The 26,116-nt window shown below is 37.4% G+C and carries 26 protein-coding genes and 1 other annotated feature; all 26 genes read right to left on the bottom strand.

The features are described from left to right. Positions 1 to 3: 3 nt before the first annotated feature. A complete protein-coding gene (gene ileS / locus JOC49_RS00130) occupies positions 4 to 3,102 on the bottom strand; it encodes an isoleucine--tRNA ligase (protein ID WP_204661022.1) in 3,099 nt (1,032 codons plus the stop codon). 56 nt (positions 3,103 to 3,158) lie between these two features. Continuing rightward, positions 3,159 to 3,366, bottom strand: a binding site (T-box leader). Between the two features lie 49 nt (positions 3,367 to 3,415). Beyond that, entirely contained in the window at positions 3,416 to 3,874 is a 459-nt protein-coding gene (locus JOC49_RS00125) for a DivIVA domain-containing protein (RefSeq protein ID WP_204661020.1), read from the bottom strand. Between the two features lie 19 nt (positions 3,875 to 3,893). Further along, positions 3,894 to 4,685 (bottom strand): YlmH family RNA-binding protein, encoded by a 792-nt coding sequence (locus tag JOC49_RS00120; RefSeq protein ID WP_204661018.1) that lies wholly within the window; start codon positions 4,683 to 4,685, stop codon positions 3,894 to 3,896. Next, on the bottom strand, positions 4,685 to 4,948 hold the full coding sequence (locus JOC49_RS00115; protein WP_204661016.1) for a YggT family protein: 264 nt from the start codon (positions 4,946 to 4,948) through the stop codon (positions 4,685 to 4,687). The genes JOC49_RS00120 and JOC49_RS00115 overlap by 1 nt, the downstream gene beginning before the upstream one ends. 20 nt (positions 4,949 to 4,968) lie before the next feature. Continuing rightward, complete coding sequence (locus JOC49_RS00110; RefSeq protein WP_204661014.1) at positions 4,969 to 5,460, bottom strand: cell division protein SepF; 492 nt, start codon at positions 5,458 to 5,460, stop codon at positions 4,969 to 4,971. Then, positions 5,460 to 6,197 carry a YggS family pyridoxal phosphate-dependent enzyme gene (locus JOC49_RS00105; RefSeq protein ID WP_204661011.1) on the bottom strand — a complete coding sequence of 246 codons (738 nt, stop codon included), beginning with the start codon at positions 6,195 to 6,197 and terminating at the stop codon, positions 5,460 to 5,462. Before JOC49_RS00105 ends, JOC49_RS00110 begins: the two co-directional genes overlap by 1 nt. Then, positions 6,190 to 7,434 (bottom strand): HlyD family efflux transporter periplasmic adaptor subunit, encoded by a 1,245-nt coding sequence (locus tag JOC49_RS00100; protein WP_204661009.1) that lies wholly within the window; start codon positions 7,432 to 7,434, stop codon positions 6,190 to 6,192. The genes JOC49_RS00105 and JOC49_RS00100 overlap by 8 nt, the downstream gene beginning before the upstream one ends. 11 nt (positions 7,435 to 7,445) lie before the next feature. Next, positions 7,446 to 8,474: an NAD(P)H-dependent glycerol-3-phosphate dehydrogenase gene (locus JOC49_RS00095; RefSeq protein ID WP_279381176.1), complete on the bottom strand. Its 1,029-nt coding sequence runs from the start codon at positions 8,472 to 8,474 to the stop codon at positions 7,446 to 7,448. Positions 8,475 to 8,561: 87 nt separating this feature from the next. Further along, a complete protein-coding gene (der, locus tag JOC49_RS00090) occupies positions 8,562 to 9,878 on the bottom strand; it encodes a ribosome biogenesis GTPase Der (protein ID WP_204661005.1) in 1,317 nt (438 codons plus the stop codon). After that, on the bottom strand, positions 9,871 to 11,187 hold the full coding sequence (locus JOC49_RS00085) for a DUF512 domain-containing protein (RefSeq protein WP_204661003.1): 1,317 nt from the start codon (positions 11,185 to 11,187) through the stop codon (positions 9,871 to 9,873). Before JOC49_RS00085 ends, der begins: the two co-directional genes overlap by 8 nt. A 60-nt stretch (positions 11,188 to 11,247) precedes the next feature. Next, complete coding sequence (pgeF, locus tag JOC49_RS00080) at positions 11,248 to 12,081, bottom strand: peptidoglycan editing factor PgeF (RefSeq protein ID WP_204661001.1); 834 nt, start codon at positions 12,079 to 12,081, stop codon at positions 11,248 to 11,250. 68 nt (positions 12,082 to 12,149) lie between these two features. Then, positions 12,150 to 12,617, bottom strand: coding sequence for a transcriptional regulator NrdR (nrdR, locus tag JOC49_RS00075; RefSeq protein ID WP_204661512.1), 468 nt, complete (start codon positions 12,615 to 12,617; stop codon positions 12,150 to 12,152). A gap of 52 nt (positions 12,618 to 12,669) precedes the next feature. Next, positions 12,670 to 13,749, bottom strand: coding sequence for a cell division protein FtsZ (ftsZ, locus tag JOC49_RS00070; RefSeq protein WP_204660999.1), 1,080 nt, complete (start codon positions 13,747 to 13,749; stop codon positions 12,670 to 12,672). Positions 13,750 to 14,003: 254 nt separating this feature from the next. Continuing rightward, a complete protein-coding gene (locus tag JOC49_RS00065; RefSeq protein ID WP_204660996.1) occupies positions 14,004 to 14,357 on the bottom strand; it encodes a small basic family protein in 354 nt (117 codons plus the stop codon). Positions 14,358 to 14,371: 14 nt separating this feature from the next. Further along, positions 14,372 to 15,076 carry a DUF881 domain-containing protein gene (locus JOC49_RS00060; protein ID WP_204660994.1) on the bottom strand — a complete coding sequence of 235 codons (705 nt, stop codon included), beginning with the start codon at positions 15,074 to 15,076 and terminating at the stop codon, positions 14,372 to 14,374. Between the two features lie 11 nt (positions 15,077 to 15,087). Continuing rightward, positions 15,088 to 15,798 (bottom strand): DUF881 domain-containing protein, encoded by a 711-nt coding sequence (locus JOC49_RS00055; protein ID WP_204660992.1) that lies wholly within the window; start codon positions 15,796 to 15,798, stop codon positions 15,088 to 15,090. Positions 15,799 to 15,805: 7 nt separating this feature from the next. Continuing rightward, positions 15,806 to 16,525, bottom strand: a complete 720-nt coding sequence (locus JOC49_RS00050) for a cell division protein FtsQ/DivIB (protein ID WP_204660990.1) — start codon at positions 16,523 to 16,525, stop codon at positions 15,806 to 15,808. A gap of 13 nt (positions 16,526 to 16,538) precedes the next feature. After that, positions 16,539 to 17,651 carry an undecaprenyldiphospho-muramoylpentapeptide beta-N-acetylglucosaminyltransferase gene (gene murG, locus JOC49_RS00045; RefSeq protein WP_204660988.1) on the bottom strand — a complete coding sequence of 371 codons (1,113 nt, stop codon included), beginning with the start codon at positions 17,649 to 17,651 and terminating at the stop codon, positions 16,539 to 16,541. A gap of 13 nt (positions 17,652 to 17,664) precedes the next feature. After that, positions 17,665 to 18,756, bottom strand: a complete 1,092-nt coding sequence (gene ftsW, locus JOC49_RS00040) for a putative lipid II flippase FtsW (RefSeq protein ID WP_204660986.1) — start codon at positions 18,754 to 18,756, stop codon at positions 17,665 to 17,667. Beyond that, complete coding sequence (murD, locus tag JOC49_RS00035; RefSeq protein WP_204660984.1) at positions 18,753 to 20,120, bottom strand: UDP-N-acetylmuramoyl-L-alanine--D-glutamate ligase; 1,368 nt, start codon at positions 20,118 to 20,120, stop codon at positions 18,753 to 18,755. Before murD ends, ftsW begins: the two co-directional genes overlap by 4 nt. A 12-nt stretch (positions 20,121 to 20,132) precedes the next feature. Further along, positions 20,133 to 21,080, bottom strand: a complete 948-nt coding sequence (gene mraY / locus JOC49_RS00030; protein WP_204660982.1) for a phospho-N-acetylmuramoyl-pentapeptide-transferase — start codon at positions 21,078 to 21,080, stop codon at positions 20,133 to 20,135. 27 nt (positions 21,081 to 21,107) lie between these two features. Further along, positions 21,108 to 23,048 (bottom strand): penicillin-binding transpeptidase domain-containing protein, encoded by a 1,941-nt coding sequence (locus JOC49_RS00025; protein ID WP_204660980.1) that lies wholly within the window; start codon positions 23,046 to 23,048, stop codon positions 21,108 to 21,110. A gap of 98 nt (positions 23,049 to 23,146) precedes the next feature. Further along, positions 23,147 to 23,662 carry a hypothetical protein gene (locus JOC49_RS00020; protein WP_204660978.1) on the bottom strand — a complete coding sequence of 172 codons (516 nt, stop codon included), beginning with the start codon at positions 23,660 to 23,662 and terminating at the stop codon, positions 23,147 to 23,149. 15 nt (positions 23,663 to 23,677) lie between these two features. After that, complete coding sequence (gene rsmH / locus JOC49_RS00015) at positions 23,678 to 24,610, bottom strand: 16S rRNA (cytosine(1402)-N(4))-methyltransferase RsmH (protein ID WP_204660976.1); 933 nt, start codon at positions 24,608 to 24,610, stop codon at positions 23,678 to 23,680. Between the two features lie 12 nt (positions 24,611 to 24,622). Continuing rightward, entirely contained in the window at positions 24,623 to 25,060 is a 438-nt protein-coding gene (mraZ, locus tag JOC49_RS00010) for a division/cell wall cluster transcriptional repressor MraZ (RefSeq protein ID WP_204661509.1), read from the bottom strand. A gap of 181 nt (positions 25,061 to 25,241) precedes the next feature. Further along, positions 25,242 to 25,994 (bottom strand): prolipoprotein diacylglyceryl transferase, encoded by a 753-nt coding sequence (gene lgt / locus JOC49_RS00005; RefSeq protein WP_204660974.1) that lies wholly within the window; start codon positions 25,992 to 25,994, stop codon positions 25,242 to 25,244. Positions 25,995 to 26,116 lie beyond the last annotated feature (122 nt).

The raw sequence follows: 26,116 nt of genomic DNA, 5'->3' as shown, positions 1-26,116 counted from the left end.
TAATCACGCGTTCTTTTCCAAATACAAGTCTACATCATGTCCATTTAAGTTAAATGTTTCATATGATTGGTCTGAATCTTGAATTAAATCAACACCCAAAGTTTCAGAAAGGATGTAATCAGCGTGCTTCTGAACTGCTTTACCAAATGCCTCTGGTGCACGATAATAAATTTTAATCTGATCCATCATTTCATAATCATTTGCTTTACGCATTTGTTGAATTCTTGAAATCATTTCACGCGCATACCCCTCATCAATCAGCGCATCTGAAAGATGGGTATCCAAGATAATAAAACGGTTATTTTCCATTTTTACCGTAAATCCTTCTTTCGCTGTGATGTTAATAAGAACATGTGAACTGTCTGCTATGAAGCGTTCATCTCCTAAATCCAATTCAACTGTTTCACCTGCTTCAAAACGCATTGCGTATACTTGAGGATCTAATTTACCTAAAGCTTTTGAAAATTGTCCCATTTGGTTTCCAAGAATCGGACCTAAAACTTTGAAGTTTGGTTTCAACATGAAATTCATATATTCAGGAAGATCGCTTGTAAATTTCACATGTTTTACGTTCAGTTCTTCTTCAATCAATGGAACCAAGTCACCAATTAAATCCTCATGCTTGCCATCCACAATCACTTCTGCAATAGGTTGTCTCACTTTTATTTTCACGGATTCACGCGCAGCCCTTCCAAGCGTTACCAAATCACGTACCAAGTCCATTCTATCTTCAATACGTGGCTGAATCAGAGTTTCATTTATTTGAGGGTAATGACTTACATGAACGGATACTTCACCTGTTAGATTTCGATATATTTCCTCAGATAAGTAAGGTGCAAAAGGCGCAGCCAATTGACTCACAGCAACCAAAACTTCATAAGTTGTTTTGTAGACCGACTTCTTATCCAAACTTAACTCTGAATCCCAAAAACGTCTTCTAGAACGTCTAATATACCAATTTGAAAGGTCTTCACTAACAAATTCCTGAATTTTACGAACCGCTTTTGTAGAATCAAAAACTTCCAAATCCAACTGAACACCTTTAATCAAAGTGTGAAGTTTGGATAAAATCCATTGGTCTAGTTCTGATCTGTCCGTTTCAGGAACATCAAACTCTAAAACATTTATACCATCTGTGTTTGCGTAGAGCGTGAAGAAATTGTACACATTTTTGAAAGTTCCAAAAAACTTCGATGCCACTTCTGCCAGACCATCCTCATCAAACTTAGTTGGCGTCCACGCAGGAGAAACATAATACAAATACCATCTAACAACATCTGCGCCATATGAATCTAGTAATTTAAAAGCGTCAACCGTGTTGCCTCTAGATTTTGACATTTTTTTGCCATGTTTATCCAGTACAAGATCATTTACCAAAACATTTTTATAAGGTGCTTTTCCCATCACAAACGTGCTGATGGCAATTAGAGAATAAAACCAGCCTCTCGTTTGATCGATGCCTTCACAAATAAAGTCAGCAGGATACAAACTGTCAAAAGATTCCTTGTTTTCAAAAGGATAATGGTGTTGTGCAAAAGGCATTGCACCACTGTCAAACCAACAATCTATAACATCGGGGACTCTTGTCATAACGCCACCACACTTATCACAAGTCAAGTGAACATCATCCACATATGGACGGTGGAGTTCAATGTCAATGTCTATGTCTTCTATTGCTCTATCCTTAAGTTCTTCACGAGAGCCAACTGACGATAAATGACCACAGTCACAGCGCCAAATATTTAACGGCGTCCCCCAGTATCGACTTCTTGAAATCGCCCAGTCATTTAAATTCTCTAGCCAATTTCCAAATCTTTTCTCTCCAACATAGTCTGGGAACCAATTAACACTGTTGTTATTGGCAATCAACTGATCTTTTAATTTTGTCATTTCAATATACCAGCTTGGTTTTGCATAGTACAAAAGTGGGGTTCTACACCGCCAGCAATGCGGGTAATTGTGGTCCATTTTTTGCTTTCGATAAAGAATGCCATTTTCACCGAGCCAATTTACAATTTCAGGATCGGCATCCATAACAAACTGTCCCTTCCAAGGGGTTTCAGTATAGCGTCCTTCTTCATCCACAGGCTGGATTACTGGCAAATTATACCTAACCCCTGTATTGTAATCATCTTCACCAAAAGCAGGTGCCGTGTGGACAATACCAGTTCCATCTTCAACAGTAACATAATCCGCACACGTCACAAAAAATGCTTTCTTGTCTACGGCAATGAACGGCATTAATTGTTCATACTCCATATATTCAAGAGATTTACCCTTCATTTCTTCCAGCACTTCATAATCTCCCTCCAAAACTTGAGGGGCGAGATTCTTTTCAACATAATAAACCGTATCGTTATGACGCACTTTTACATAAGTTTCATTGGCATTAACGGTAAGTGCCACATTGGAGGCAAGTGTCCAAGGTGTTGTTGTCCATACTAAAAAGTATTCATCATAGCCTTTTCGTTTAAACTTTACATAAACAGTAACTGTTTTTATTTCTTGATAACCTTGTGCAACTTCATGGGATGCAAGACCAGTTCCACATCTTGGACAGTATGGCAAGATTTTATGGCCTTCATAAATATAGCCCTCTTTAAAGAATTTGTCTAAAATCCACCATTCACTTTCAATATAATTGTTTTCTAAAGTAATGTATGGATGATCCAAGTCAATGAGATATGCCATCTTTTTAGTCATTTCACGCCAAGTGTCTTCGTATTCAAAAACAGATGCTTTGCACTGATGGTTAAAATTCTCGATGCCATACGCTTCAATTTGAGACTTGTCATTAAGATTTAATTTCTTTTCCACTTCAATCTCAACAGGCAGTCCATGAGTATCCCATCCAGCTTTACGCTTAACTTGATAGCCTTGCATCGTTTTGTATCTGCAGACTGCATCTTTTAATGCTCTGGCCAATACGTGATGAATTCCCGGACGTCCATTTGCAGTTGGCGGGCCTTCATAGAATATAAAGGGTTCCTTACCCTCACGAGAATCAATACTGAGCTTCAACAAATCAATATCTTCCCAATAAGTGCGTATTTGCTTTTCATGATCTGAAACTACGCCTTTGCTCAATTCCTTATAACTCATTGAATACATCCTTTCATAATTGTTTTTTCAAAAAAAATAAAATCCCACAGCATAAGCCATGGGACGAATAACTTCGCGGTACCACCCAAGTTGCACAATTTAGTGCCTCTCTAATCATGATAACGGTTTGAAACCGACCAGCGCTACTAAAATTTCACACCGATAACTATGGGTGATTTTCACTTGAACGATTCACCTGTTTTCACCAACCACAGGCTCTCTTGGAATCTGTTTCAAGATACTCTTCCCAATCCTTGCTTTGACAATTACATTTGTAAAATATTATAACGTATGACTTCTGCAACGTCAATCATTATTCTTTCTCTGCATTTATAATCATTTCATCTACCAATTTAAGTTCTGATTCAAGCAAAACCTTAAACTTTGTTTGAAAGGCCTTTAAAACCATTTTTGCTGCTTCATGGCGCTTTAAAACTTCGATAACTTCAGTATTTGCATCATTGATTGTTTTTTTAGCTTGATCTTCAGCCCGTTCAACAATATATTTTGCTTTTTCATTTGCAGAATGAATCAAATCATCCGAAGTCTTTTGAGCCAAAACCACAGCATCATGGATTGTTTTTTCCATTGCTTGATACTTGGAAATTTCTCTTTCCAGCTGTGCATTTTGGGCAGTTGTGTCAATGTTCGTCTGAATTAAATCTTCCATACTCTTTACGATATCTGCTAAAAATTGTTCAACTTCTGTTTCACTAAACCCACGAATCACTTTTGAAAAATGTTTGTTTTGTATGTCAAGTGGTGTTAACATCTCTATCCCCCCCTACTCGTTATCTTGAATAAAATGATAAGCTTACACGTATACGGTCTTTACGGGTTACACCCGAAATTTCCTCAAGAATAAAACGGCCTTTTTTCCTTACAGAAACCAAATCACCTTGTTTCAACACCTGTGCAGTCTGTTCACACACTTTATAATTGACCTTAACCGATTCTGAAGCAATGCATTTTTGTGCTTCACTACGAGAAATACCCATTGCAAGTGCAATAAGTGCATCCAATCGCAAAGACTTTACAGTGCCTTCCCGCCGAATTAATTTTAAATCTTTTTCAAACTTCATATCAAGTGGAATACGGTTTCCACTAACACCTGCACGTCCAATTTGGTCTAGATGTGCCAAAATATATGTTTCAAGCTCACAGTCAACAGCCATTTGAATTTTTGAACCCGATAGAACAATATCACCAACCCGATTTCTTTGAATGCCGAGCCCCATCAAAGCCCCTAACACATCTTTATGTGCCAGAGTATTGAACTTATCATTGTATTCAAACTCAAGCAAAGCAATAAACGCATTGACATCACAAGGCTCTGAAAATTCAGGATAAAAACAAAGTCTCACCCGTTCAGCGCCTTCAAATACACCAAAGGGCATAAGATTGAGTTCGGTATATTGACTTGCAATCTGATTAAAAGCATACGCCATATCCGGCGTGATAAAATCAGTCATTGAAGCTTCATAATATAAGTCACTACGTATCAGTAAATCTAATGTTTTTAAAAAAATACCGTCTTCATCCAAAAAGGCGGCATATTGCTTTAAGACTGTATTTTTATTCATTAGAATAAGCCCAATACCATTGCACTTAACAATTGAACCAACAACAAAGCAGCCAAAGGACTGAAATCAATCATATTTCCACCAATCTTCAGCTTAAAAAGCAGGGCTCTGATTGGACTTAATATAGGTTCCGTCAATGCCAAGAGTATACTCATTATTGGATTTTGAGGATTCCTAATAAACCAAGATAGAAGTGCCCGTGCAAAAATCAGGTACATAATCACTTGTAAAAAATAATAAATGGTTATTCTAAGTTCCAACATGTCTTATCCTTCCTGTCGCTTTATTCTCTTAACCAGCTTGCTGGTTCAGAATGGTCCTTTTTCAACATCACATCACCTGTTATGTCCACGTTTTGAGGCGCCATAACAAAAATTCCTTTTGAAACTTGCTGAATATGTCCATCAATTGCATATAAAGCACCAGAACAAAAGTCAAATATCTTTCGTGCCAAATCCTTATCCACTTCAGAAATATTCATAACCACTGGGCGTTTGCTTTTTAAAGTATCTACTATGGTTGTAGATTCTTCAAAACTCTTAGGGCTAAAAAGCACAACATTAAGTTGAGAATTCGAATGGATATTTAAAACCTTGTTAGAAGTTTTAATAGTACTGACAGGGTCAGAATATGTTTCTCCTTGTTGCGCGGCATATTCTGGATCCTCCAGGTCTTTTCGCTTTAATTCATCATAGAAATCTTCAGTTGTATCATCCTCTTCTTGCGTATCTACACCCCAAAAAAATTTAATTTTGTCAATAAATTTATCGCCCATTAGCATCCTCCTGTGTAATTGCGTTTTCCATAAATAGCAGTTCCAACTCGAATCATGTTGCTGCCTTCTTCAATAGCCACTCTATAATCGTTGGACATCCCCATTGATAAAAACTCAGATTTCACATTTGAATACCCAAGTCCTTCCAATCCGTCAAACAATCGTTTCATTTGCTTGAAATCCGCCCTTAAATTTTCAACATTTTCAACCAAAGGCGCAATGTTCATAAGACCAACAACTCTAACACAATTCATTTTTGAAATTGATTCCAACAATTGAGGCAAGTCATCAGGTTGAATCCCAAATTTCTGTTCTTCATCTGCAATGTTTATTTGAATCAAAATTTCTTGCACCTTGTTAATTTGAGCTGCTCTTTTTTGAATCTCCTCAACGAGTTTAAGACTGTCAACCGAGTGAATAAGCTTTACCTTATCTATGATATATTTTACTTTATTTGTTTGCAAATGTCCAATAAGATGCCACTCAACATCTGTAGAAATAGCCTCAAATTTTCTGGTTATTTCTTGCACTCTGTTTTCTGCTATTTCGCGGATCCCATAGCGGATTGAAGCGTTAATTACATCTGGCTCATAAGTCTTTGTAACACCAATCAAATGAATCTCATCTACCTTTCGGCCCGAATCTCTACAAGCGGCCTCAATAGATTGATTCAAAGTTTCAATATTTTCTTTAAGATACGCATAATCTTCATTTGCTGCTTTGGTAATCTCACTCATGGACAATATCTCCTTCCCTAAAAGCCTTAGAATCTATAACCACTTCTTGATCTACAGAAATCGTTCTAACAAGCCCAAATTCTGGATCATAGAATTGCGCATTATAAACAATGGCATTTTCTGAATCATATGCCAACACTTTAATTGGTATAAATGAAACACGACGATCAGGTCCTACACTATAGACACCCAACCGATCTTCTTGCGTCACGATAGAGGAAACTTTAATTTTTAAACCTCTATAATTTTGACGCACAACCTTGAGATCCTGCCATCTGTTTAAATGAAAATCATCAAACGGCTCATGTAATTTAATTAAAACAACTGCAGAATCTTGATCAGAATAGACGTCATGGACAACTGCTTTTAAAACTTTTTGATCCACATGTACTTCAAGATCTTGTATGTCTTCATAAGTCTGAATGGCATCTTTTGCTATTTCAAATAAAAGATAATACGTAGAAACGTCTACAATTTTAAACAAAGGCACCTGAGACTTTGATACTTCCGTACGTGTAGATGTTTCCTCAAATTTCAAGTCAGAGAGTTCTTTAAAACTAATATTGTAAATATTATCGGCTTTTAAGACCGATTCATAACCATCAATTTGATAGGTTAAAATACCCTCGGCTGGAGCACTGACTGTCCGTTTTTCACCTTCAGTTAGGTGTCCACTTCCTATTGTTTGTGTCACGTTTGAGGTTTCTCGATTTGAAAGAAACTTATTTTCAACTCTCAATTTTCCAAGTCGTGTTTGTTTTAAAATAAGTTCTTGCTTAAGTGCTGGAATTTCACCATAAGTTTTATTCAAGAGATTGAGTTCAATCCGATCTTTTAAAGACCCAATTTCATATTCCAAAGATGTATAATCAAACTGAATTTTTTTACGGTCTAGTTCGCGTTCACTAATTGTTTCAGAAGTTACAATGCCACCATCGTTGTAAATTTCCAGAATTGGATGATTTTTCTTTACTATACTGGACTCTTCAGCAATATAGTTTATTTTTCCTGTCAATTCAGTATCAACTACCAATTCATTTCTCAAAATAAATGCTGTATATGAATCTTCTAGATTCAAACTGTCAACTTGAACAGTATAAGTAAGCTGCTGATCTGCAAAAAATCCTAGAATAAGTTTAACAGCAAAATAAATGAGGCCGCCCAGAAACAAGAGGCTCATAATAATACGATCGTATCTGACTTTTCGATGTTTCTTTTTGTTTTTGACTCGTGTCATACCGCTGCCTCTTAATCCCAAGGTTCAATTTTCGATGCGTATTCGTCCATTTCATGTTTTTTACGTCTGGTCATAAGGTCCAAAACTGCAGTTTTAGCATTTTTATCTTCATATAAGACTCTATAAAGTTCAGCCGTTATAGGCATCTCAATGCCATGTCTTTGACTCAAAGCATAAGCAGATTTAACCGTGTACGCACCTTCAACAACCATTCCAATTTGTTTGACTGCTTCATTTAAGGTAAGGCCCTGACCAATAAGCATACCGCAACGTCTATTTCGACTGTGCATACTGGTACACGTTACAATTAGGTCTCCTACGCCCGCAAGCCCTTTAAACGTTTCAGGTTTTGCGCCAAGCGCCAATCCCAATTGAGAAATTTCCTTAATGCCTCTTGTTATAAGTGCCGCCTTTGCATTGTCTCCGAATCCAAGTCCATCACTGATGCCAGCACCAAGTGCTATAATATTTTTTAACGCCCCACTAATTTCAACGCCAATCACATCAGGGTTCGTGTAGACCCTCATGTAATCATTAGAAAACAAATCTTGTATAAGTTCAGCATCATTTCTGTTTTTTGAGGCTGCAACAAGGGCTGTAGGCAATTCAAGCGCCACTTCTTCAGCATGAGATGGGCCCGACAAAGTCACAAATCTAACTTCAGGGTACACTCTATAGGCAATTTGTGAAGGTGTCTCTAAAGAATTCATATCAATGCCTTTGGACACATTGACAACAACTTGCCGATTTGTCAATAAGCCCTTTTCATAAAACATTTGAAAAGTATCTTGAAAATGTTGACTCGGAACAGAAAAAACAACAACATCGGTATCAGTTAGCGCCATCTCTGCATCGCAAGTGAAATTAATTTTTTCGTCTAATCTTATACCTTTTAAATACTTTTCATTTTGTCTGGTTTTACGAATTGTCTCTATATGATCGGCATTTCTCGCCCAGACTGTTACCTTGTGTCCATTAGAATTTAAAACCATGGACAAGGCAGTTCCCCAGCTTCCTGCCGCTACAACTGAAATTTTCAAGTCGAACCTCCTTAAATGTGATTTATCGCTCATAATTATAACACAATTGCTGAATAAACTCTATTTCTCCAAACAAAAAACGCGGCATTAACCGCGTTCTTTAACTGAAAATAAAATAGGTGTTCCTTCATAATTAAAATTCTTTCGGATCTGATTTTCCAAATAACGAATGTAAGAAAAATGTGCCAATTCTTTATCATTCACAAACAAAACAAAAGTCGGTGGTTTAACTGAAGCTTGGGTTGCATAATATATTTTCAAGCGCTTGCCCTTGTCTGAAGGCGGTTGATTCAATGCCATTGCCTCATTGAGCACGTCATTTAGAACGCCCGTAGAAATTCTCAATGCATGATTGTTGGATACATAGATTGCCTGTTCCAACAATTGCATCACACGCTGGCCTGTTAACGCTGAGACAAACATAACCGGCGCATATGGCATGTAGGCAAATTGTTCTCTAATTGTACGTTTAAATTCATTAAACGTCGTGTTGTCCTTTTGTAGCAAATCCCATTTGTTAACAACAAAAATTGACGCTTTTCCTGCATCATGCGCATAACCGGCGACTTTTTTATCTTGATCTGTAATACCCTCTTCAGCATCTATCAAAATAAAACACACATCAGACCGTTCAATTGCAGTTAAAGTTCTAATAATGCTGTATTTTTCAATATTTTCATTAACTCTGGATTTCCTTCTAAGGCCCGCTGTATCAATAAGTACAAAAGGCTGTCCGTCATACTCAAATGGCGTGTCAATTGCATCCCGTGTTGTGCCCGCTATTTCGGAAACGATTACCCTATTTTCGCCAATTATTTTATTAACCAAAGAAGATTTACCAACATTTGGTTTTCCAATCAAACAGATTTTAATTGACTCTTCTGCTTCTGTCATGTCATCTTCATTTGGAAATAATTTCACGATATCATCCAGCAAATCGCCTAATCCCATAGCATTTACCGAAGAAATCATAACCGGCTCACCTAATCCCAAACTGTAATAATCATAAAAATGATCTGGTTTTTTATATTGGTCAATTTTATTGAGAACCAAAACCACTGGTTTTTTACTAACCCTCAACATTTGAGCAATTTCTTCATCAGCAGTGGTATAACTGTTCTTTCCATCACATAAAAAAACAATTACATCTGCAGTGTCTATAGCAATCTGAGCTTGATCCCGCATCTGAGACAAAATAACATCAGAAGATGAGGGTTCAATGCCACCTGTATCAATTAAAGTAAACTGATGGGTCAGCCATTCACAATCTGCATAAATACGGTCTCGCGTTACGCCTGGGGTGTCTTCTACAATAGATATTCTTTTTCCTGCAATTCGATTAAAAAATGTCGACTTACCAACATTTGGTCTCCCTACAACTGCAACAATAGGTTTTCTACTCATTTGTGCCTCCATTCAATATATAAGCAACCAGGGATTCACCATCCACTGGGACTTTGTAAAAGGGTACTTTAAAATAATCCTGTAAATCCTTTAAGAAAACATCATCTAAAAGGATGGTCTCTCCAGACCTAAACATTGAGTCGGGTAAGAGGACACATGTGTCATTGGAATCCAACTTAATCTGAGATTTAAGGTCAAAACCAGTTAACAAGCCAGCAACTGTAATCCTCGGTCCAAAGAAGGTGTTTTCAATCCCTTGAATCCTGCATTCTATGGTTTCGTATTGATGGGTTATATGTGATACAATCTCTTCTAAATAAGGCTTTGCAGCCATACCAGTTACGATGAGAACTTGCCTTCTATCAGAAGCCGTTGACTGTATAACCTGTAAGGCATCCTTAACTTCCGATTCTAACTTTCGCACCATACCGATGCCATCTTCCAACTGAATATACCCTTCATAGGCATCATCGTCAGGAAATGGTCTTTTTGCTTGAATGTAAAATTCATCTGCAGCAAAAGCAAAACGCGTTCCAATTTTTTTTAACGCCATCGCTTGAAAATTACCAAGCAAATCTAGGGTTTCACAAGCTTCAGAAAATACAACAGGCCGCATATCCGGTAGACCTTCTCTATATTTAGTAAGACCTATTGGAACAATTGCAACACTTTCCAATTTAGGATAAAAAGTCATCAAATCTAGCAAAGTCTTTTCAAGAGCAGGTCCATCATTGTATGAAGGGCATAATACAATTTGAGCATTTATTGTAATCCCACCTGAAATCAAGTACTCAAGACGCGTCATAATCTGACCTGCAAATTTATTGCCCAACATTTTTACACGCAAGTCCGGATCTGTGGTATGAACAGACACATTGATTGGACTAATACCATATTCTACAATTCGTTTAAGATCATCATCTTTTAAATTTGTGAGCGTCACAAAATTCCCCTGTAAAAAAGACAATCTTGAATCGTCATCTTTAAAATATAGAGGTTCTCGCATGCCTTTAGGCAATTGATCAATAAAACAGAATACACAATTATTGGAACAGCGCCGAGCATGATCAATAATTGGGTTTGTAAAATCTAGCCCCAATGGCTCATCGTACTCTTTGTCAATTTCCAGCGTCCAAATCTCGCCATTTGTTTTTTGAATATCCACTTCAATATAAGCATCATGGCACAGATATATAAAATCCATGATGTCTTTAACCTCTCGACCATTTATGGACAAAAGGGTATCGCCTACTTCAATATCCATTTCTTCTGCAATGGATCCAGGCGTAATTTCCTTGATCTGGTTCATTTCCAACCCTTTCTAACTTAATCTTATACAGTACTTCATTGTAATACAATTAACTCTGAATTACAATGTTTTATTTTCAAGTTGTACAAGTATACTCATCATACCTCGATTGCCACCTTTTGCACCACGATGAGAATGAAACAACGATGGCGCACAAACTGTACAGCCAGAATCAATTTCAATATTCCCCTGTAAAACCCCTGATTTTTTTGCCAGCAGTCTATTGGCTTCCTTTAAATCCAAATGCCACAAATTATCAGCTTTGGCATGGAAAATCACTTGCATTTCTTCAGGAACCAGTATTGCTTCAAAAGCCTCGTATACGTTTCTCTGTACTTCATAGCAGCATACACTTGCAGACTGGCCAATCACAACTTTAACCTCCGACATTAAACTTCCAAACCGCATGTGCATTAAGTCAAGCGTCTTAGACAGTATCATTTTAGAAGTTCCCAACCAGCCACTATGGATTGCTGCAACAACATGTTGTATCGGATCGTATACAATTATTGGAACACAATCCGCATGAAATGTCATTAAAGCTATATCCGTTCGATTGGTAACCATTGCATCATGATCTTCAATGGCATATAGCTGATATGCCCTCTCACTAATTTTTGCTTGATCGTAAACGTCTAATGACGTTAACTCGGTCGATTCGTCAATCACAAAAATTCGGTCAGAATGTGTTTGATGGGTCATAAAAATTGAGGATGCAGTTATGCCCACTCTATCTGCTGCAATTGAAATGTTTTTAAGGACATCTTCGCGCACGTCAGAGCCAAAAATGCCTGTATTCATTGAAACGTAGTCACCCTTGCTAACGCCTCCAACTCTTGTGGTGATGCCGTGTTTAAGACCTGGAAAATCAAGCATTTTATAATTTCTAATCATGGCAACCTCCATCCAAACAGTTAAAAAGAAGCAGACAAACGCCTGCTTCTTGAGTATATGCTTGCTATTTATTTAAGCGGTGTTTTTTCATTTAAAAGTTTGGTTAATTCTGTAATAAACGTATTAATATCTTTGAACTGCCTATAAACCGATGCAAACCGTACGTAGGCAACTTCATCCAAGTCTTTTAACCCAGACATAACCAATTCGCCAACCCATTCTGATTGAATTTCCTTTTCCATTGAACTATGAAGTGTCATCTCAATTCGATCAATTAAAGCTTCCATCTGTTCCATTGTAACAGGTCTTTTTTCACAGGCTCTAATTATCCCGTTAAGTACCTTCATGCGATTATAAGATTCGCGCATACCGTTTTTCTTGACAATAATCATAGGAATTTCTTCAATTTTTTCATATGTCGTAAACCTTTCACCACATCCTATGCATTCTCTTCTTCTTCGAATCACATGGCCATCGTCTGTAGGTCTTGAGTCGACTACTTTAGATTCCAAATTATTACAAAATGGACACTTCATCTGTTCACCTCTATTCATATAGGTTAAAAATAAAACCTTGCTAGAAGCAAGGTTATCTTTTCTTTCTCAAAAATGTAGGAATATCAAACGTGTCGTCCTCGTTAGGTTCAGCTTCTACTTGTTGAACTTTAACGGGTTCTGATTTACTATTTTGTTTGTCTGCCTTAACTTCAGGTCTTGAAGATTCAAATCCTGTTGCGATAACCGTAACTGAGATTTCATCTTTTAATGATTCATCAATGACAGCACCCATAATAATATTTGCATCTGGATCTGCTTCGCGATAAACCAAATCAGCTGCTTGTTGAATTTCCATCATCCCTAAAGATTTTCCGCCTCTGATATTAAGAAGAATTCCTTTAGAGCCTCGGATTGACGTTTCAAGCAAAGGAGAATGAATGGCTTGATTGGTTGCATCTATTGCACGATCATCACCACTAGAATGGCCAATACCCATGTGTGCAAGACCTTGCTCATACATGATAGTCTTTACATCTGCAAAGTCTACATTTATTAGGCCTGTTTCAGTAATTGTATTGGAAATTCCTTGAACCCCTTGTCTAAGAACATCGTCTGCTATGGTAAATGCATCGAGAATAGAAGTTCGCTTCTCTACGATTTCAAGCAAACGGTCATTTGGAATTGTAATCAATGTGTCTACTTTTTTCTTTAACTCTTCAATGCCTTCTTCAGCATGTTTCATCCTACGCTTGCCTTCAAACGAAAATGGCTTTGTTACAACACCAACTGTTAAAACACCCATTTCCTTGGCTATTTCAGCAACAATCGGCGCGGCACCAGTTCCTGTTCCACCACCCATTCCTGCAGTAATAAACACCATATCTGCACCTTGTAGGGCTTGATAGATATCGTCGCGACTTTCTTCCGCCGCTTTTTTCCCAACTTCAGGATTTGCACCCGCACCTAAACCACGCGTCAATTTTTCGCCTATTTGCAATTTATATTCTGCAGCTGAACTGTACAGCGCTTGCTTATCTGTATTGATTGCAATAAATTGAACGCCTTTCAAGCTGGCTTTAATCATTCGATTAACGGCGTTATTCCCCCCGCCACCAACACCTATTACTTTAATCTGGGCAAATTCTTCAACTGCAACATCAAATTCTAACATGAAACTCCTCCTTATCTTGTAAGGCTAAAACCCCTTCAAGTGTAGATTCTTTATATAAACTGTATCGTATGGTTATAATCATCGTAATTGTATAAATTTTATGATGTGAAATATCACAATCATTCGCAATATCTATTGGTATCAATCTATAGTTTTCACTACATATAGTATATACTCTTTCAATGAATTTTGGAATATTTTTTTGTGAAAAATGTATTTTTTATTGATATTTAAATGATTTTGGGCCCGTGGACCTATTTATTTTTATGTTTCGTCCGCATGCGATCAATTGTCAAACGTCTAATACTACCAATATTATTAAAAAGACGTGTTCCAAACACAAAAATAGCAGCATAGTAAATTGGCACACCAAGTTTATCACCTATATAGGACAAAGAAATTGCTAGAAGGGCATTTACAATAAAACCGCTTAAAAAGATAACCCCATCAAACTTGTTTTCCAAACTTGACCGCAATGCGCCTAAAATTGAATCCATTGCAGCCAGTATGCCCACAGAAATATATAAAGAGGATATCGTGGTAAACTCAAACGGTAAATATAATCCAATTAAAATGCCTGCGACAATACCTAAAATAGCAATAATCATATAGCTGCCTCCTGTTAATTTGTATAAAGATATTCCACAAATCCTTCATATTTAGGGATCTTGATATTGACTGAAGTGTTTACTTCTACAAAAAGTCCCCACTGTCTTAAGCTTTCACTGTAACTGTCTGGCGAATTAATGGCAGATTCAAGAAATTTGCGGTCCCCTATTGCTTGTATAATATATGGTGGTGCAAAAACTTGATCGTTCACTTTAATTGTAGGTCCAGTACACTGAATGTTGGATTTGTTAAAAATTACGCGTTCATTATTAATTGAAATCGCTTCAGCGCCTGCATTTCTGAGGTCATCTACAAGTGCCCTAATATCGATATCGTGAACCAAAACATTGTTAGGATTTTCATCTTCCCCCAGTTCCCGGGTTCCATCAGTGATGACAATTACAACACCAGGACCTTGCACAGGGGTTATCCCTGAAATTTCTTTTGTCAGTTCAATTTCATCCGCTAAAAATTGTGCATAATCAATCCGCTCATCTGTTTTAGCAAGTTGATAGGTGGCCACTTGATTTTTAATATCTTCAATTTTAATTTTCAATTGTTCAACTTCACTCTGCTGACTCTCCAATTCAATACTGAAAGCGTACATGTCTTTAATCGAAGTATACTTAACCTCCGTAGAAATGGTTTGTATTTGAAGACCTATGGATACGCCCAGTAAAAATATCAAAAGCCATATGACTTTCCAATTTGTCAACATGAAATCATTCCTCATTCCACTGTAGTGGCATAATTGAATTTTACAGTACCATTAAATGCAGGCACTTCTATAATTTCGACTTGGTTCACTTCAACATAGTACCCCAGTTCTCGTAAGTTTTGAACAATTCCAAACCTCTGGTTAATTGCCCCATCTAAGGTTTTGGCGCTTCCTATTGCTTTGATAACAAATGGAGGCGCAATTGGAATTGTATTTACATTAACCTGATTTCCAGCCAGACGTACTTCTGTGCTGTTAATCATGCGCTGTTCATTAATGGAGATTGCTTCTGCACCAGCAGAATTGAGCTCATTAATTAAATCAAGTATCAACCGGTAGTCATATGCTATATTCTTTTCCGATCCAAGGTTAACATCCTGAGGCGGATTGTCTATGGTAACCAGAACGCCGGTTCCAGAAACTCTCGTCATTCCAGAAAACGCCTTATATCGATCCAACTCATCCGTAAGATTTTTTACTATGGCGCTCTCTCCAGATGCTGAACTTTTAATCTCTTCAAGTTGAGTTTCCAATCGCGTAACTTCCTCAAGAAGCAGCTCTTTCTCTGCTTCCACAGATGCTAGCTCATTTAAAATCTCTACCGTTTTCTGTGTTGGCGTATCGCCATCCAAATATGTTCCCTGTATAAATTTCATTTGAAATGCCATGAAAATTCCTAAAATAATACACGCCAGTCCAATCCAAACATAATCTCTTTTCATAAGCCACCTATTCTCCAAAAGGTTTATATATTGGCAAACCATCCGTACTCACATCAATAATACCACTTGTAATGCCCTTGAGTGATAAATCATCGTATATAGAAACAAAAGCATTAAATCTTTTTTGAATGTTCTCTCCATCGCCAAATTTTACTTTTATTTCATTCAAATCTGCTATGATGCCATTTTTTTCATATTTAAGACTGGGCACCACAGTCACATGGGATTTTTGAAAAAGTTCAATTAACTGTACAACATTTTCGAGCAAATACCGCTTATCAACGCGTATCAATTCACCTGTTGAAAAACTATTGAACTCAAACCCTTCCACTGTAAAGCCTGACTTAGGCGCTTCAAGCACCTCTAGAACATATAGTTCTGAATCCAAAGACAAGGTTATATCTGAGTAGGTCAAATTAAAGGCATGCGTCCTGTAAACAATCTCAATCGCAATTAGGCCAGGAAATGATTTTTTAATGGCAGCACTTTTTACAAACGGATGGGTTTCTAACTTCATTTTTGCGTCCTTAACATCCACCATAAAATAGGGTAAACCAAGATAAATTCCTGATTCTCTTTGAATTTCAGTAAGATTTAAATGGTCATGGTCATTGAATTCAATTTTAGAAATTCTAAAAAGATCTGTTTGCGTGTATAAAAAATAACCCAATATACCAATTCCAATTAACACAAACAGAATTCCCAATATCTTAAAAAAACGTTTCATTTACCACCTACAATTAGGATTTGTCTTTAAGCAACTGATCTACAACAGTCAAAATATAATCCATTGTTTTTTTTGAGTCAACTCTTTTACAATTCGATTTCATGATTTCCAATTTTGACCGGTCCGTGAACAAATCATTTATAACATGTGCCATGAGATCTGCTGTTAATTCGGATTCCTTCATAACAACGCCAAGACCTTGAGCGTCTATTATTTTTGCATTAAAGGTCTGATGATCATCTGTAACATTCGGTGATGGTATAATAACAGAAGGTGTTTCTGTGGCAATAATTTCATGTATAGTAGAAGCCCCTGCACGGGATATAACCAGGTCACATGCATTTAAATAACAGGGCATATCTTCTATATAAGACTTAATCTCCACATTTTCACCAACTGCGTAGGCACCTTCTTTTATCCGTTTCTGTAAAGGCTCAAAAAAACGACTACCAGCAACATGAATAAACTTTATATTAGGCGTATCTCGAAATTCTGTATAAGTTTGCAACAAAATTTCATTTAAGTGTTGTGCGCCATTACTCCCTCCCACAGACAGAACAATAAACAGCTCATCAGAAAAACCAAGCACCTTTCTAGCAGCCTCGCTTGTAACTTCAGTAAATTTTTCTGATATTGGCAAGCCTGTAAAAACGACTTTTTCCGGATACTTAAATCGGCTTTTCGCATCCTCAAAGGCAATCATAATTCGGTCTGCAAAACGACTTAATGCGCGATTTGTAAAACCAGGAAAAGCATTTTGCTCATGAATTGCACTGGGAATGCCCAATAGAGATGCAACACATACAATAGCACCCGCAACATAGCCACCCGTACCAATAACCACATCTGGCTTGTGCCTTTTAATGGTTCTATAAGCCTGAAAAAAACCCACACTATTAAAAAATAAGGATTTAATCATTTTGAAATTAAGTTTACGGTATACAGGCCTCACATCAATAAATGTTGCCGCTAAGTCTGTCTTTTTCAAAATATCTTGCTCAAGACCAATCTTAGACCCAACATAAATCAATTCCACATCTTTGTAGGTCTCTTTCAGCGCCTCTGCAATTGAAAGTGCTGGATATATATGGCCACCTGTACCGCCACCAGTCAGCATAATTTTCATTTAATCACTCCATCTATGTTTTTTGCATCTTATTTTTGGATATATTTAACATTATGCCAATTGCACCCAACATGATTACAACACTGGTGCCACCATAACTAATCAAGGGAAGGGTAACACCTGTTGCAGGCATAGAAGATGTTGCTACAGCATAGTTCATAAGCACTTGTAGACTAAACATGGTCGTAATTCCTGTCCCAATGAAAAAAGAAAATTTATCTGGGGCATTTAGAGTTATCTTAACACATCTATAAATCAATATCAAAAATACGATTAATAAACCTACCGTGCCAATCAGTCCCAGTTCTTCACCAATTGTAGCCAAAATGAAATCATTTTGAGGCTCAGGAATATATAATTTGTTTTGAGTACTCATGCCCATGCCAACGCCAAAAATACCGCCAGTTCCAAGCGCATACAAAGATTGAACAACTTGATATGCTTCATCATAACTGTGTTCAAATGGATTTAGAAAGGCCGTAAACCGTTCCAATCGATACGATGCACTATTTACAAAAAACCAACCTGCAAAAATACTTCCAGTGCCTATAAGTGCCACATAAAGCCAATGAAGTCCAGCCGTAAATATCATAATCGCCATAACACCTGCAATAATAATTGCGGTGCTCATGTTAGGTTGTTCCATAATTAAAAAAACAAACAAAATCAAAAGGCTTAAATAAACACCTAATACACTGAATTTATTTAGGTTCATATGGTTTTTTTCCAGCGCATATGCAAAGAAAAAAATGACGCCCATTTTGGCAATTTCAGCTGGCATAAACTGCTGACCAGCCACAATAATCCACCGTCTTGCATTATTTATAACAACACCATTAAACAAAACATAGACTAAAAGAAAAATACTTATTATAAGTGCTGGTATAGCCAATTTTCGATAAACACTATAAGGTACCACAGACGCCACAATCATGACCACAATACCTACCGCAACCCATTTTAAGTCATTGATAAAAAAATGCAGCTTGTTTTGCATTTGATCAATCGCATAATAATAGCTGGAGCTAAACACCATTATTATTCCAAATGAAACAAGTATAAGCGCAACGATGAGGAGCGCGTAATCGATTCTTTTAACAGTCATCTTTTGCCACCAACTTTTTTTAAAGTTTTCACCAAACTTTTAAAATGATTCCCACGTTGCTCAAAATCATCATACATATCCCAACTTGCACACGCTGGAGACAACAAAATTGCATCGCCATATTCAGATTCTGCAAATGCTTTTGAGACCGCTTGATCAAGTGTGTCAACACGATGAATACTATTAAATTCATTTCTTGTAGCAGCCTCTTCAATAAGTGTCTTGGTTTCACCATAGACAACAATAGTTTTAACCCTACCCCTTGCCGTTTGAATCATTTCATCAAACAAACTGCCTTTGTCCATGCCTCCTGCAATCAACACAGTTGGTGTTTTCATGGCATGAATTGCACATATAGCTGCATCAGGATTCGTTGCTTTTGAATCATTGTAAAATGTTCGACCCTCAATACTGTCAACATATTCAATCCGATGGGCCACACCTGGGAATGTTTCCAGTGCCTTTTTTATATCCTGAACCTCTATCCCACAAAGACTCGCCATTAACATTGCTGCCAGTGCATTTGATTCATTATGTGATCCAAAGATTCGCATATCTGCCACTTCACACACAGAGGTCACACCATTATTTAGTCGAATTTTAAAAACACCTGACTCTATGAAACTGCCTATTTGAGCATGAGGTGTTCTGCTAAAAACTGCAATTTGCGACTGAATTTTCGGACTTTGTGCCATGACACTTGGATCGTCATAATTCAAAACCGCCCAATCTGAACTGAGTTGATTTTCAAAAACACGCATTTTAGCCGCAGTATAATTTTCCATTGTTTTATGACGGTTTAAGTGATCCGGTGTAATATTTAGCAAAGCCCCAACCCGACATGACCATTTTTCTATGGTTTCAAGTTGAAAACTACTCACTTCAGTAACAAGAACTGAATCAGGATCTGCATCCTGTGCCATTTCTACAGCAGGAATTCCAATATTGCCAACGACATGGTGTTTTCGATTTGCTGTTTTAAAAATTTCACCCAATAAGGCCGTTGTTGTGGTTTTCCCATTTGTACCTGTAATGCCTACGAAGGTCGCATCCGTTACCAAATATGCAAGTTCAATTTCACCAATTAAATGTACCCCACTAGACGTCAACTTTTTTACATACGGACTGTCAACTGGAATACCTGGGCTTATAACAGCATAATCAAATTTTGCAATCTCATCTGGATGTCCACCAAGAACCAATTCTTGAACATATGGTTTTACCTGCGTCACCCATTTCTCGAGCGCTTTCGCATCCTTTTGATCTGTAACTGTAACAAAAGCCCCCGCCTTATAAAGTGCGCGTGCCGAAGCCAATCCAGACCTAGCCAAACCTAAAACCAAAACGTTTTTTTCTTTAAACATAGTCACCCTCATTTATAAAAGAATTACATACCCAACAAGTGATCCAACAAATGTAATCCCCGTAAAGACATACACCACCTTTTTTTCATGCCAACCAGATAATTCAAAATGGTGGTGGATTGGAGACATTTTAAAAACCCGTTTACCAGTCCGTTTGTAGACCACAACTTGAATCATAACGGAAAGGGTCTCAAGAACATAAACTATACCTGTCAACACTAAGATTAAAGGCATTTTCAAAACAATTGCCATTCCAACTACATAACCACCTAGGGCCAAAGAACCTGTATCTCCCATAAAGACACGTGCAGGATACCAATTGAATTTTAAATACCCAACCAAGGCACCTACCATCGAGAGATTAATTGCCGCAAGTTGAAATTGACCCATTTCAAAAGAAACACTTGCAAAAAACAAGGCCACTACACTTGTGACTGACGCAGCCAGTCCGTCAATGCCATCTGTAAGATTAACAGCATTGTTAAAACCAACACTGATAAAAATAATAAAGGGGATAAAAAACAAGCCTAAATCCACTGGTGCATCTAAAAAAGGCACCCATGTTTCGGAAGAATTACCATACGCGATGACACTTATAATAATCCCCACTATAAGTTGCAGCACAATTTTCTGACGTGCTTTTAAACCAAGGTTGTGTTTCTTAACCACTTTTAAATAATCATCGGTAAATCCAATCGCCCCAAACCCAAGGACTGAAAACCATAACAACTGGACAAGTGAATTTTCAATGTCAAGAAAAATCAGACTTGGTGTCATAAAAGCAACTATGAAAATCAATCCCCCCATTGTTGGCGTACCTGATTTTGACAAATGGGCTTCGGGACCTTCTTCTCGAATCGCTTGTCCAAATTTCATTTTTTTAAGCTGTGGAATAATCACTGGTCCAAGAAAAAGCGCGACCAGCAAGGCAATTCCAAAATATAGAAAAAAATCAACCATTATTTTATTCCTTCCAATTTTATATTTTTATGACTCAACCGATAAAATTACAATGGTATTTTTATCAACCTTGGTACCTGCTTTTGGAAACTGATCCAAAATAATTTGCATTGAATCTTCAATTACAATTGGTTCCGTTGAATATTGAAGACCTACTTTATCCAGCATTTCAATCGCCTCTTCATATGGCAAACCAATTAAATTTGGAATTTCAACGGATTCAAGAACAGAAATATCTGGCACAACATTTCGATATCTAAAAATATCTTCTAAAATTGATCGTACAATTGGTGCCGCAACTTCTGTTCCAGTAGAGCCAACTTGAGGCTCATCTACAACGACTAAAACCACATATTCTGGATTTTCCATTGGTGCTATGCCCACAAATGAACTTACAACAACGTCTTCTTGATATTCTGAACCCACCATTTTAGTTGATGTACCCGATTTCCCCCCTACAGTGATCCCATCAATATAGGCGCGGTGTTTGTTTGAACCAACAGCCGCCGTAAAAAGGTCTTTCATTTTGTCAGAAGTCTCTTGAGAAATAATCCGTTCTTCTATTTCTGGTGCAAACTCTAAAATCACTTCACCCGTCTCATCAATCACTTCTTTTACCAATTGAGGTTTCATCAGGTAGCCACCGTTGACAAAAGCTGAAATTACCCGCGTCATCTGGAGCATCGTTACATTGATACCATGTCCATATGACAAAGTTGCCAGTTCAATTGGCCCAACCGATTCAAACGGCAAAGAGATAGAATTGGCCTCATTTGGCAGATCAATGCCCGTTTTTTCAAACAAGCCAAACTGATCCAGATAGTCGTAAAATGTTTCTGCACCAATTTTTTTCGCCACTTCTACAAATGTCGGGTTACAAGAATTTACAAAGGCCTGTAAAAAAGTTTCATGCCCATGACTTGCAGGATAAATCCAACATTTAAGTCTAATGCCATTTACAGTTGTATAACCGTTGCAATGAAAAGAATCATCCATTTCCACAAGATGCTCTTCAAGTGCTATTGCAGAAGTCACTGCTTTAAATGTTGATCCAGGTTCATACGTATTGCTGAGAATTGGGTTTTTCCAAATGCTATGCCAATATGTCACACGGTCTTCATTCGTCATTTCAGCCCACGTTTCATCAGACACATCCGCCCGCTTCTCACGTGGGTTATTTAAATCATAGTCTGGCTTTGAGGCCATGCCAATAATTTCACCAGAATTTGGGTCCATCACAATGGCCGATACTGTTTTAGCATTTTCCGCCATTAAGGCATCTTCCAAACGCGTTTCCAAAAAATATTGAATTGAATCATCCAATGTAAGGCGAATGGACTTTCCATTAATTGGAGCACTTAAGTTTTCTTCACCATATGCAAGCTGTCTACCATGTACATCAGTTGTTATATGATGCAGTCCAGGTTCCCCTTTTAAGAGCGTGTTGTAATGCATTTCCAGCCCTAAAAACCCTTCGTTATCTGCGTTGACATTTCCAATAACATGTGACGCCAAATTCCCATAAGGGTAAATTCTTTTCGTATCTTCAGTAATTGAAATCCCCCAAATGTTTTTTGATCGAATTAGATCTGCCTCTGATTTGGTTAAATCTGTCGCCACTTTTACAAATGAAGTTTTTGAGTTGATAATTGCATCTGAAATGGCCTTTGCATCCTCTTCAATTGTTTCCGCAATCAAGGCCCCCGTCTCATTGGGTTTCATAATATTGGTTGCATTTGCCCAAACTGAGTAGGTTTTCATACTAAAGGCAATTCGATCCCCATTTCGATCGAGAATATCGCCGCGTTTTGCGGGTACAACAATAGACTTAACCTGTTGACGTTCAGCCTTTTTTGCCAATTCTTCTCCAGTAATTACCTGTATATAAAAAAGGCGGACTACAAGCGCAACCATCGCAATTATAATCCATATAAAAATGAAAAGCATTCGCTTTCTCTGCTTTTGCATATAAGCCCTCCATTTGTCATCATTACTATTATAACGCGTCCCAAAGATTTATCAATGTACCTAAATCAAAAAAACCTGCACGTAGCAGGCTGAATTTATTAGTTCGATTTAAGCAAACTCCCAATAAACGCTCGAAAAGAGGGTTCTGAAGCTTCTTGGCGTGCGGATACAAGCGGTTCTGATGTTTCTCCTTCAGCAACGTTGAGTTTGTATTCAGTTGCAGCATTGATATAAACAATTTGTTCTTTCACAGGATACTGCATATTGAGCTGTTCCTTTGCAATCACTTCTATGTTTTGCAGTTCCGTATGACGTTCAAGATTTGCTTCAACTTCTTCTATCCTTGCCTCAATGGACTTAATTTCATTTCTAAGATTAAAAAGATTGTATTTTGCTTCATTAACAAGTGAGTTTTGGAAAATGACAGCACCAAAAACAGATGCAAAAAAGAACACAACACAAATCGAAAAAAACATGTTTTTTATCTGACACATGGCTTTCTTTTTTGCATTCTCTTTCTCCAAACGTTTTTGCTTAATTTGAATAATCTTAGCAGTTTGGGTCTGATTAAATTCTTCTATCTCCAATTGAGTTGCTAACATATTCGCCGCCATAGTCCCCTCCTGGGTTTATTTCTTTTCAGCTATTCTCAGCTTGGCACTCCTTGCCCGCGGATTTTCTTCAACTTCAGTTTCTGATGGTACAATGGGTTTTCGAGTAATCAACTTAATTTGTGGTTTTAGACCACACATACATACCGGAAACTCTGGTGGGCACACACATCCTGTTGCCAGTCTTTTGAAAGTCGACTTAACAATACGATCTTCCAACGAGTGGAAAGTTATAATGGCGATTCTGCCCCCCTTATTCATTACTGAGACAGCATCTTCAATGGTTTTTTCTATTATTCCAAGTTCATTGTTAACTTCTATTCTAATTGCCTGAAAGGTTCTTTTAGCAGGATGTGGCCCATCTTTACGCGCAGAAGCTGGTATCGCTTTTTTAATCACATCCACCAGTTCATATGTCGTTTCAATTGGCTTTTCTTCTCTTTCCTTTACAATGAACTCAGCAATTCTTGAGGCCCAATTTTCTTCGCCATACGCTCTAATAATCCGATTTAAGTCACTGGCAGAATAACCGTTTACCACATCATATGCTGTAAATTCATCTGATTGGTTCATTCGCATGTCCAATTTTCCATCTTGCATGTATGAAAATCCACGCTCCGCTTCATCCAATTGAAAGGATGATACACCAAGATCCAACAAGAACCCATCAATTCTTTCAATTTCCAACATCTCAAGAATAGACTTTAATTCTGAATAATTGTTGTGGACAGGTGTAAATTTTTCTCCGAAAATTGCCAATCTCTGTGTGGCGGCTTCAAGTGCATCTGTATCTTGATCAATGCCAATTAAGCGCCCTTTATCCAGATATTGAAGCAATTTAAAAGAATGTCCTCCCCCGCCAAGTGTGCCATCTACATAGATGCCATTTGGATTGATGTTAAGACCTTGCATGCATTCTTTCAGCATGATGCTCACATGTTTAAATGCCATCTGCCCTCTCCTTTAAAAACTAATCCCGAGTGACGTCATATCTTCAGCCAACTCATCCATGTTATCCGTTAAAAATTCATTATATGATTCCCATGCTGCCGAATCCCAAACTTCTATTCTTGAGCCGGCACCATTGACATAAACTTCTTTCTCCAAATTTGCATAATGCTTTAGATTTTGTGGAATTAAAATACGTCCTTGTTTGTCTAAGCTGCATTCAGTTGCGCCTGCAAAAAAAGATCGGGCAAACGCACGTGCTTTTTTATTGGAAAGTGGTAAGGCTTTTAGTTTCTCTTCAAATTGTTCCCATTCCGTCATAGAAAAAACGAAGAGACAGTGATCCAATCCCTTTGTAATATAAAAAGCTTCTCCAAGTTTTTCTCGAAACTTGGCGGGTATACTCAATCTATTTTTTGCATCTACAGCATGCTTGAATTCTCCTGTAAACATAAATCCACCACCACCAATTTCAAGATTACAAATAACGTTATGGTCTTTCATCCCACTTCAGTACACTTTATACCACTTCTTAGGTATATTTTAGTCTTAAATTTACAAAATTGCAATAAAAAAAGACAACTTTAAGCCATTAAAGTTGTCTAAATCATTGAAATATCAAGTTTATAGGACTCTACACCTCTTTTTTCTGTATCTTTAGCCATCCTTTTTTTCGAATTCCAACAATCGCAAGAATCCCCAGAACAATAGAAGCCAAACTGAAAAGTTGTGCAATTCTAAAATCACCAAGCATTAAACTATCTGTGCGAAGCCCTTCCACATAAAATCGACCTATTGAATATAGAATTAAGTATTTAATAAAATGTTCACCATAAAATCTTCGTTTTTTAAACGTAACAACCAGAATTACAAAAGTCACAAGATTCCATAATGACTCATATAAAAAAGTCGGATGAACCTTTACACCATCCACCATAATGCCCCAAGGTAAATCTGTGGGGCCACCATGTGCTTCTTGATTTATAAAGTTTCCCCATCTTCCAATAGCTTGTCCCAAAATAAGTGGCATGGAAACCATGTCTGCCAAATCCGGAAAATTTAATTTCTTAACCCTACAAACAACATAACCCCCAATTAAACCGCCAATAATACCACCATGAATGGCAAGTCCACCTTCTCTAAACGCAACCACCTTCATAAGATTCTGGGAATAGTAGTCCCACTCAAACGCCACATAATACAGTCTGGCAAATACAATTGCAGTTGGAAGGATTACCATAACCAAATCTAAAATATCATTTTCTTTATAACCATATTTTTTGCCAATCTTCATTAGAATAAGCGTCCCAATCATCATAGCACTGGCAATTATAATCCCATACCACGCAATTCCAACTCCAAAAATTTCAAATGCAATTTTATTCAATTTTTACCTCCTTGTAAGATAAATATAGGGTTAAGGTTTAAAACCAACCCCGAATGTTCTTTGATAATTTCAAATCTATAGTTCAGATGAATCACAGACACCTTACCTTGATTTTCCTAAAC

It is taken from the genome of Fusibacter tunisiensis, assembly GCF_016908355.1.
GTDB lineage: Bacteria > Bacillota > Clostridia > Peptostreptococcales > Acidaminobacteraceae > Fusibacter_D > Fusibacter_D tunisiensis.
The sequence above is the reverse complement of the archived record's forward strand: the minus strand, read 5'-3'. Positions and strand labels throughout refer to the sequence as shown.

Excerpts from the sequence above, each read along its gene's own strand:
- mraY (WP_204660982.1), bottom strand. The coding sequence starts at position 21,080 with ATGGTTGATTTTTTTCTATATTTTGGAATTGCCTTGCTGGTCGCGCTT.
- murG (WP_204660988.1), bottom strand. The coding sequence starts at position 17,651 with ATGAAAATTATGCTGACTGGTGGCGGTACAGGTGGCCATATATATCCA.
- JOC49_RS00105 (WP_204661011.1), bottom strand. The coding sequence starts at position 6,197 with ATGAGTGAGATTACCAAAGCAGCAAATGAAGATTATGCGTATCTTAAA.
- JOC49_RS00085 (WP_204661003.1), bottom strand. The coding sequence starts at position 11,187 with ATGAACCAGATCAAGGAAATTACGCCTGGATCCATTGCAGAAGAAATG.
- rsmH (WP_204660976.1), bottom strand. The coding sequence starts at position 24,610 with ATGGCATTTAAACATGTGAGCATCATGCTGAAAGAATGCATGCAAGGT.
- JOC49_RS00025 (WP_204660980.1), bottom strand. The coding sequence starts at position 23,048 with ATGCAAAAGCAGAGAAAGCGAATGCTTTTCATTTTTATATGGATTATA.
- JOC49_RS00115 (WP_204661016.1), bottom strand. The coding sequence starts at position 4,948 with ATGTTGGAACTTAGAATAACCATTTATTATTTTTTACAAGTGATTATG.
- JOC49_RS00050 (WP_204660990.1), bottom strand. The coding sequence starts at position 16,525 with ATGAAACGTTTTTTTAAGATATTGGGAATTCTGTTTGTGTTAATTGGA.
- JOC49_RS00120 (WP_204661018.1), bottom strand. The coding sequence starts at position 4,685 with ATGAATAAAAATACAGTCTTAAAGCAATATGCCGCCTTTTTGGATGAA.
- JOC49_RS00125 (WP_204661020.1), bottom strand. The coding sequence starts at position 3,874 with ATGTTAACACCACTTGACATACAAAACAAACATTTTTCAAAAGTGATT.
- JOC49_RS00110 (WP_204661014.1), bottom strand. The coding sequence starts at position 5,460 with ATGGGCGATAAATTTATTGACAAAATTAAATTTTTTTGGGGTGTAGAT.
- mraZ (WP_204661509.1), bottom strand. The coding sequence starts at position 25,060 with ATGTTTACAGGAGAATTCAAGCATGCTGTAGATGCAAAAAATAGATTG.
- ileS (WP_204661022.1), bottom strand. The coding sequence starts at position 3,102 with ATGAGTTATAAGGAATTGAGCAAAGGCGTAGTTTCAGATCATGAAAAG.
- JOC49_RS00020 (WP_204660978.1), bottom strand. The coding sequence starts at position 23,662 with ATGGCGGCGAATATGTTAGCAACTCAATTGGAGATAGAAGAATTTAAT.
- JOC49_RS00100 (WP_204661009.1), bottom strand. The coding sequence starts at position 7,434 with ATGACACGAGTCAAAAACAAAAAGAAACATCGAAAAGTCAGATACGAT.
- JOC49_RS00065 (WP_204660996.1), bottom strand. The coding sequence starts at position 14,357 with ATGATTATTGCTATTTTAGGTATTGTCGCAGGCATTTTAATTGGATTA.
- JOC49_RS00055 (WP_204660992.1), bottom strand. The coding sequence starts at position 15,798 with ATGAAAAGAGATTATGTTTGGATTGGACTGGCGTGTATTATTTTAGGA.
- nrdR (WP_204661512.1), bottom strand. The coding sequence starts at position 12,617 with ATGAAGTGTCCATTTTGTAATAATTTGGAATCTAAAGTAGTCGACTCA.
- der (WP_204661005.1), bottom strand. The coding sequence starts at position 9,878 with ATGAGTAGAAAACCTATTGTTGCAGTTGTAGGGAGACCAAATGTTGGT.
- ftsZ (WP_204660999.1), bottom strand. The coding sequence starts at position 13,749 with ATGTTAGAATTTGATGTTGCAGTTGAAGAATTTGCCCAGATTAAAGTA.
- ftsW (WP_204660986.1), bottom strand. The coding sequence starts at position 18,756 with ATGACTGTTAAAAGAATCGATTACGCGCTCCTCATCGTTGCGCTTATA.
- JOC49_RS00060 (WP_204660994.1), bottom strand. The coding sequence starts at position 15,076 with ATGTTGACAAATTGGAAAGTCATATGGCTTTTGATATTTTTACTGGGC.
- pgeF (WP_204661001.1), bottom strand. The coding sequence starts at position 12,081 with ATGATTAGAAATTATAAAATGCTTGATTTTCCAGGTCTTAAACACGGC.
- murD (WP_204660984.1), bottom strand. The coding sequence starts at position 20,120 with ATGTTTAAAGAAAAAAACGTTTTGGTTTTAGGTTTGGCTAGGTCTGGA.